The 7,136-nt window shown below is 29.1% G+C and carries 10 protein-coding genes; 3 read left to right on the top strand and 7 right to left on the bottom strand.

Annotation, left to right across the window (positions count from 1 at the left end; translation table 11 throughout):
* The 3 genes from CLV39_RS08595 to CLV39_RS04930 form a co-directional block, all read left to right on the top strand.
* On the top strand, positions 1-212 hold a 212-nt coding region (locus CLV39_RS08595), incomplete at its 5' end, for a hypothetical protein (RefSeq protein ID WP_170145605.1).
* 54 nt (positions 213-266) lie between these two features.
* Positions 267-1,247 carry a L,D-transpeptidase family protein gene (locus CLV39_RS04935; protein ID WP_121923124.1) on the top strand — a complete coding sequence of 327 codons (981 nt, stop codon included), beginning with the start codon at positions 267-269 and terminating at the stop codon, positions 1,245-1,247.
* Entirely contained in the window at positions 1,247-2,536 is a 1,290-nt protein-coding gene (locus CLV39_RS04930; RefSeq protein ID WP_121923123.1) for a M14 family metallopeptidase, read from the top strand. Before CLV39_RS04935 ends, CLV39_RS04930 begins: the two co-directional genes overlap by 1 nt.
* A gap of 130 nt (positions 2,537-2,666) precedes the next feature.
* Here CLV39_RS04930 and aroE read toward each other — a convergent pair whose 3' ends face one another.
* The 7 genes from aroE to CLV39_RS04895 form a co-directional block, all read right to left on the bottom strand.
* Positions 2,667-3,521, bottom strand: coding sequence for a shikimate dehydrogenase (gene aroE, locus CLV39_RS04925; protein ID WP_121923122.1), 855 nt, complete (start codon positions 3,519-3,521; stop codon positions 2,667-2,669).
* A complete protein-coding gene (locus tag CLV39_RS04920) occupies positions 3,518-3,775 on the bottom strand; it encodes a NifU family protein (protein WP_245960311.1) in 258 nt (85 codons plus the stop codon). Before CLV39_RS04920 ends, aroE begins: the two co-directional genes overlap by 4 nt.
* 19 nt (positions 3,776-3,794) lie before the next feature.
* The gene (locus tag CLV39_RS04915; protein ID WP_121923121.1) at positions 3,795-4,040 is read right to left on the bottom strand and encodes a hypothetical protein; all 246 of its coding nucleotides are present in this window, start codon (positions 4,038-4,040) and stop codon (positions 3,795-3,797) included.
* A complete protein-coding gene (locus CLV39_RS04910; RefSeq protein ID WP_121923120.1) occupies positions 4,037-4,291 on the bottom strand; it encodes a sulfurtransferase TusA family protein in 255 nt (84 codons plus the stop codon). The genes CLV39_RS04915 and CLV39_RS04910 overlap by 4 nt, the downstream gene beginning before the upstream one ends.
* A 2-nt stretch (positions 4,292-4,293) precedes the next feature.
* Positions 4,294-5,349 carry a hypothetical protein gene (locus CLV39_RS04905; RefSeq protein WP_121923119.1) on the bottom strand — a complete coding sequence of 352 codons (1,056 nt, stop codon included), beginning with the start codon at positions 5,347-5,349 and terminating at the stop codon, positions 4,294-4,296.
* 1 nt (position 5,350) lies between these two features.
* On the bottom strand, positions 5,351-5,812 hold the full coding sequence (locus CLV39_RS04900; protein ID WP_121923118.1) for an iron-sulfur cluster assembly scaffold protein: 462 nt from the start codon (positions 5,810-5,812) through the stop codon (positions 5,351-5,353).
* Positions 5,813-5,894: 82 nt separating this feature from the next.
* Positions 5,895-7,136 (bottom strand): cysteine desulfurase family protein, encoded by a 1,242-nt coding sequence (locus CLV39_RS04895; RefSeq protein ID WP_121923117.1) that lies wholly within the window; start codon positions 7,134-7,136, stop codon positions 5,895-5,897.

The following is a 7,136-nucleotide window of genomic DNA, read 5'->3' as shown; positions in this document are numbered from 1 at the left end:
ACATCTTAAGGAAGTTTAAGAAAAAGTGGTTTGACCTTATAACAGGATTAAAGAAGGTAGTAAAGATACGGCTTTACAGACTAAAAGGTATCTCCGAATCCCTGCTTGATGAGGGGATAGGAGTAGTTGGCAGCGTGAACCTGCCAGGAGGGATAAGGACAGCGTTAAGCTGTCAAACTCCCTCAGAAGCTCTGTCCGTAAGGGCGGAGTAGTTCACTTATAATCTATTTCTCAAAGAAAAATTCATAAAATTGAGAGGAAAAAGCATGAAAAAATATATATTAATTTTCCTTTTGTTTATTTTTTTACCTACTTTTGCAAATGAAAGCTTTTTAGAAAGTATATTAGATAATTACAGAGAAAATGGTTTAAAAAGTTTAGAAAAAAAATTAGATTGGGCTTTAACTTATAAAAGCTATTGGGAAAAAAAAGTAAATAAATATATTACAAAATATGGATGGTATGAAAATCCACAATATATTTTATTTTGTGATACAAACAGAAAAAGATTAGATTTAGTTTATGTAGATAATAATAAGATAAAAAAGTTATTAAGTAGCAGTATTGCAATTGGTAAAAATGGATATGGAAAAAGCAAAGAAGGAGATTATAAAACACCTATAGGTGTATATAAAATAATAAAAAAGAGATACAAAATTGATACAAGTATTTATGGCCCTTTTGCTTATGTATTAAATTATCCAAACAAACTTGATAAATCTTTCCAAAGAGATGGTCATGGTATATGGATTCATGGATTTCCTGTAGATTGTAAGGATAAAAGATTTACTAAAGGTTGTGTAGCTACACCAAATAATAATCTTTTAGAAATTGATAAAAAAATAGATTATGGAAAAAGTATTGTAATAATATCTCCTTATAAAAAGTTAGTTAGATCTTCAAAAGATATAGTTAATCTCCTATCATTTATATACAAATGGAGATATTACTGGAAATATAATGATTTTAAAAATTATATATCTTTATATAGCAAAGATTTAAAAACTGTCTATGGAAACTATAAAAAATTTGCCAATAGAAAAAAAAGAATATTTGCAAGAAATTACAAAAAAGAAATTAGGTTTACTAATATAAAAATAACACCTTATCCAAACTTGGGAAAAGAATCTATATGGCGAGTAGAAATGGATGAATTTTATAAAGCACCTAATTTAACTTTTAAAGGTAAAAAAATATTATATATAAGAAAGGAAAAAACTGGATTTAAGATCTGGAGAGAGTATTAATGGCAAGATATTTAATCTTGCTTCTTTTCTTTTTTTCTTATGCTTTTTCAGCTCAACTTCATTTTAAACTTTATAAAAAAGAAGGAAAAATAAAAGGAAATACATTACTTGTAATTGGTGGAATTCATGGTAATGAGCCAGGAGCTTATTTTGCAGCTGCAATGTTAGTTCTTCATTACAAAATAAAAAAAGGTTCTTTATGGATTGTACCAAATCTAAATTTTGATAGTGATATAAGAAATGTAAGAGGTCTTTATGGAGATATGAATCGTAAATTTGCCTATATAAGTAAAAATGATCCTGATTATAAAATTGTCCAAGATATAAAAAAATTAATACTAAATCCAAAGGTGGATTTAATTTTAAATCTTCATGATGGACATGGCTTTTATAGACATCACTGGGAAAATGAGATATTTAATCCAAAAGCATGGGGACAAGCTTGTATAATAGATCAAAAATGTATAAAAACAAAAAAGTTTGGTAATTTATATGAATTAGCTAAAAAGGTATCTTATGTAGTAAATAAAAAGTTAATAAAAAATCATCACGTTTTCAATATAAAAAATACGAGAACAAAACTTTATGATCCTCAGATGAGAAAATCATTAACATATTTTGCTATAACTCAGGGTAAACCTGCATTAGCAATAGAAACAAGTAAAAATATTAGAGATTTAAGTCAAAAAGTTTATTATCAACTTAATGCAATTGAAGCTTTTATGAATGTAATGGATATAAAATATGAAAGGGATTTTGATTTAAAACTACCAGTTATAAGAAAATTATTAAAAGATTATGGTTATGCAGTAATAAATAGAAATATAAAGATTGATCTAAATAACATTAAAAAATACATAAGTTATTTTCCTTTAAATAAGGACTCAAATACAATAAAAGGTTCTCATCCCCTTTTAGCATTTTTAAGTAAAGGCAATAACTGGAATATAATGATAGGAAATAAAAAAATTACCACATTAAAACCAGACTATGTAAAATCTAAAAGATGTATTGACAGTATTGAAATGTTAATAGATGGAAAACTAAAAAAAGTAAAAGTTCCTTCTATTATAGATGTAAAAAATAATTTTTTAATAAAAGATAAAGATTCTTATAGAATAAATGTTATTGGTTTTACAAAAAAAGGCATAAAAAATGAAAGTAATATATTAATAACAAAAAAGGATATACCAAAAAGATTTTCCTTAGATAAAAATGGTAAACAGTACAGAGTAGAAATATACAAAAAAGATTATTTTTGTGGAATGGTAGTAGTAAATTTCAAATAATTTTTTAATTTCACAGATATTTCACATCAATGTATTAATATATAAAAAGAAGAAGCAGCCACCCCTAAAGCCGATGTTTTTTCTCAAACCTCCTCCCAATTCTACCCTGCCCACCCCCGGCAGGGTCTTTTTATTTTAACAAAGCTTTTTTCATAACATCAATAGGAGCTTTTTTACCTGTCCATATTTCAAAGGCTTTTGCTCCTTGATATAAAAGCATAGGAAGTCCATCTTGCCATTGACATCCTTTGTTTTCCGCAGCTTTTAATAGGGGAGTTTTCTTATAGATAATATCTATAACTATATGTTTTTTTTCTATTTTTGAATAATCAAATAAAGGTTTATCTTCTTCATTTAACCCTACAGAGGTAGTATTAACTATAATATCTACATAAGGTAATACACAACATTCTATTTTGTCATAACTAATAGGTAAGATTATCTCTTCTATGAACTTAGTTAAAGGCTTAAAATCTTCTATTATCTTAAAAACTTTTCCTAAAGTCCTATTTGCTTGATATATTTTATCTACTCCTTCTTTTATAAGGGAATAGATTATTGCTCTTGAAGCTCCACCAGCTCCAAGGACTAAAACTTTTTTGCCTTCTAAGTTTGGTATTAACTGTTTTAATCCTGTTATAAAACCTTCTGCATCAGTATTATAACCAATTAAATATCCATCTATATTTTTTATAGTATTACAGGCTTTTATATATTTTACTTCTTCAGAGACTTCATTTAGATATTTTATAACTTCTTCTTTATGAGGTACTGTTATATTAACACCTTTTATACCAAGAACTTTTATTGATTCAACTGCTTTTTCTAAATCTTCAGGTTTTACCTCAAATGGAAGATAGACTGCAGGAATATTAAGATAAGAAAAAGCTGATGTTTGAAATTGAGGAGATTTTGAATGTTTTACAGGATAACCAAATATACCATAAATATCAGTATTACCTGAAATATCTACTTCTAACTTCATTTTATTTTAAATTTTGACTGACCTATCATTACAGTTTTTGCCCATGGAACAAGCTGTTTTATAGCAAGAACAACTGTATCTTTCATTGTCATATCAGATATTGGGCAATGTACACATGTTCCAACTAATTCTAAATATACAGTATCTCCTTCAACTTTTTTTAATATAATGTTTCCTTCATCAATTGCTAATGCAGGCCTTATTTGCTCTAAGACCGACTCAACTTCTTTTTCTTTATCTGTCATAGTTGCCATAATACAACCTCTCAAACTTTTATTCTTCTAATAAAGATTTTGATATATCAAGACCAAGTTTATCATGTAAATCTTTAAAAAATTGTTTTCTTATTTTCTCTTCAGCATTAATAACATTAAAAGCACCATCTATAGAAAGTCTTTTTAAAGCAATATCCTCTATTTCTTCTTCATAGAAAAATGAAAAATATCTTTTTACAATTTCTTCTGAATCTGGATACTCTTCTAAAAGATGGAAAACCTTAAAATCTCCATTTATTCTCATTCTTGTGTCTTCCTTACAAAAAATCTTAATAATCCATCTTCATCAATATATCCAAGATATTCATTTCCTGTTGTTTCACACCAAGCAGGTACATCTTGAATAGCACCTTCATCATCTGCTTGAAGCTCTATTATTTGCCCAGTTTTTGCTTGTTTTACTACTTTTGCAAGTTCAGTAATAGGTATTGGACAGTATGTACCTGTTGCATCATGTACTATATCTGGATTTATATTTTCTAAATTTTCTGCCATAGTTATATCCTCCAGCTTTCTAATATAGCTTCTTCAAGTCTTTGACCTAAAATTATATCTTGTTTAAACTGATTTTCAAGTTTTTTAGGAGGAGATATTTTTACCTTTATTTTTCCTTCTTCATCTGTTTTACTATATCTAGCAATAAGGTTTGCAATATATTTTTTATCTTCTTCAGATATTACTTCTCCATTTATTGGTCTTGCTATTGCAACTGCTCCTTTCCCAACAGGTTCTGCAAACCAATAATTTTTACTTATACCTTTTACAAAATTACCTTCTCCTTCATTCCTGGTTACTATAACTTTTGTCTTTGTTGGAAGTCTAAAATGTCTTCCTATTGTAAGTAAGTACAGCTCTTCTCGTGAGATTGTATTTTCTACAAAGATTACTTCTTTATACTTTCTTGCAAAATTTTCATCTGTAAGATAACAACAACCACCTGCTGGCTGTTCATACTCATCTATTCCAAATTTTTTAGCAAGTTCTAACTGTCTTTTTCTACTTCTACCAACAATTCCTTCTAATTTTTCTCTATCTACCCAACCTTTAATCTCAGGAATAGTTGGTGGAAGTAGCTTTGCTGAAAGTGGCTTTAATACTATTCCTTCAACTCCCGATTCTTTTTCAATAATTTTCATAGCTTTTAAATGTTGACTCATAGGTCTTTGATTTAAAACTTCTCCAGATATTATGAAATCTGCTCCAATTTCTTCCATATATTTTTTTGCATGTTTATACATATAAGCCCTACAATCTATACAAGGATTTATATTGCTACCATATCCATATTTTGGATTTTGTATTACATCAAAATAACCTTCTGATATATCTATAATTTCAAGAGGAAATCCATACTTTGCCGCATACTTTAGCGCAGGATTCATATAATGAGATCCATCTTCTTTCTTTTCGCCTCTTCTTCTTTTTGTTTCAGTAATACAAAAACCTGTATAAAAATGCAGGGCAATAACCTCTATGCCCTGCTGTTGTATTAATTTTATTGCTAATGTGCTATCAAGCCCACCTGAATAAAGTGCTACTGCTTTTCTTTTCATATTATCCTATATGTTCTAAATCTACTGCTTCTTCTTCATGTTCTTCTTCTATGCAATCAGGTATTTTTGCTGCTTCTTCAACTCTTCCTTGTTTTAAAAGATAATCTTTTATAGCTACATGTAATGTTTCAAGGCCAAGGTTTGTACAGTGTATTTTTTGAGGAGGTAATCCTCCAAGTTCTTCAAATATTTCTTTATATGTTAAGTTTAAAGCATAATCTATAGGTTTTCCTTTTACCATTTCTGTAAGCATAGAAGATACTGCTATAGCAGAACCACATCCAAAAGTTTTAAATTTCACATCTTCTATTACATCATTTTCAGGATTTACTTTTATAGTAAATAACATTGCATCTCCACAAGATGGATTACCACATTGTCCATATCCATCAGGATTTGGTATTTCTCCCAAATTTCTTGGATTTGTAAAATGATCTAAAACTTTTTCATTATATTCAAACATTGTTTTTAACCTCCTAAGGTTTATTATAGTTTACTCTAAATGTAGGCTTTTTAAGCCCTTTTATCCATGAGTTTTATCACAATTACTTATTACTTACTTTCTTAAACTTGTCTGCTTTTTTAACGAATTGATCCCAGTTTTCAGGTCCAAATGGAGATATTTCTCTTAGTCTTTGTATTACTTTAGGATAAGTTTCAAGTATATAGTCAATATCTTTTTCTGTATTTTCTCTACCAAGTGAAAACACTATAGAACCATTAGACTCTTCTGCACCAACACCAACTGCTGCAAGAACATGAGATTGTTTTAATGCATATGATACACAAGCAGAACCGGAAGCAGTATAAGTTTTATTTATATCCAGCATTAAAAGCATTGCTTCACCTTCTATATACATTACAATTAATGAAAGATGATTTGGAAGTCTTTTTTCTGGATGGCCTGTAAATTTGATATAAGGTATTTTTTCTTCAATTCCTTTTTTAAGTTTATCTCTTAATTTTTTAAGTCTGTTTACTCTATCATCCATTTCTTTTATGGCAAGTTCAGCTGCAGCTCCCATGCCTACAATTAATGGTACTGGCTCTGTACCTGCTCTTTTCCCACCTTCTTGAATTCCACCTTCAATTAAAGGTTTTACTCTTACTCCTTTTCTTATATAAAGGCCACCTACACCTTTTGGTGCATAAAAGTAATGACCTGTAAATGAAGCCATATCAAGTCCCCATTCTTCAACGTTAACAGGCATATGTCCTACTGCAGGAGCTATATCAGAATGGAAAACAACCCTTGGGTTTTTCTCTTTTGCTGCTGCTACAAGAGCTGGCATATCTTGAACTGTTCCTATTTCTCTATTTGCAAATCCAACAGATACAAGGATAGTATCTTCTCTTATTGCTTCTGCAAGTTTTTCAGGAGATATTATTCCATATTCATCAGGTTCTACATATGTTACTTCAAAACCTTCTTTTTCTAAGGTTTTACAAGAATGAAGAACTGAATGATGCTCTATAGCTGAAACAACTATATGTTTACCTCTTCTTGTAACTCCAGGAGCTTTTGCAAAACCTTTTATTGCTAAGTTATTAGCCTCTATAGCACCTGAGGTATAAACTATTTCTTCAGGATTTGCTACATTTAAAAGTTCTGCAACTTGTTCTCTTGCTTTGTTTATTGCTTTTTTAGCTTCAACTCCAAGTTTATGTAAAGATGTAGGGTTTCCAAATTTTTCTGTAAAATAAGGTTTCATTACTTCTACTATTTCTTCTGGAACTGGTGTTGTAGCTAAATGATCTACATATGCTATTCCTCTAGTTTCTATCAT

This window comes from Hydrogenothermus marinus, assembly GCF_003688665.1.
In the GTDB taxonomy this organism is placed as follows: domain Bacteria; phylum Aquificota; class Aquificia; order Aquificales; family Hydrogenothermaceae; genus Hydrogenothermus; species Hydrogenothermus marinus.
This window is presented reverse-complemented; position numbering and strand designations above follow the sequence as displayed.

What these genes read in the sequence shown, in the direction of transcription:
- aroE (WP_121923122.1), bottom strand. Translation starts at nt 3,521, where the DNA reads ATGAAGTTAGAAGTAGATATTTCAGGTAATACTGATATTTATGGTATA.
- CLV39_RS04895 (WP_121923117.1), bottom strand. Translation starts at nt 7,136, where the DNA reads ATGATAGAAACTAGAGGAATAGCATATGTAGATCATTTAGCTACAACA.
- CLV39_RS04900 (WP_121923118.1), bottom strand. Translation starts at nt 5,812, where the DNA reads ATGTTTGAATATAATGAAAAAGTTTTAGATCATTTTACAAATCCAAGA.
- CLV39_RS04935 (WP_121923124.1), top strand. Translation starts at nt 267, where the DNA reads ATGAAAAAATATATATTAATTTTCCTTTTGTTTATTTTTTTACCTACT.
- CLV39_RS04910 (WP_121923120.1), bottom strand. Translation starts at nt 4,291, where the DNA reads ATGGCAGAAAATTTAGAAAATATAAATCCAGATATAGTACATGATGCA.
- CLV39_RS04930 (WP_121923123.1), top strand. Translation starts at nt 1,247, where the DNA reads ATGGCAAGATATTTAATCTTGCTTCTTTTCTTTTTTTCTTATGCTTTT.
- CLV39_RS04915 (WP_121923121.1), bottom strand. Translation starts at nt 4,040, where the DNA reads ATGAGAATAAATGGAGATTTTAAGGTTTTCCATCTTTTAGAAGAGTAT.
- CLV39_RS04905 (WP_121923119.1), bottom strand. Translation starts at nt 5,349, where the DNA reads ATGAAAAGAAAAGCAGTAGCACTTTATTCAGGTGGGCTTGATAGCACA.
- CLV39_RS04920 (WP_245960311.1), bottom strand. Translation starts at nt 3,775, where the DNA reads ATGGCAACTATGACAGATAAAGAAAAAGAAGTTGAGTCGGTCTTAGAG.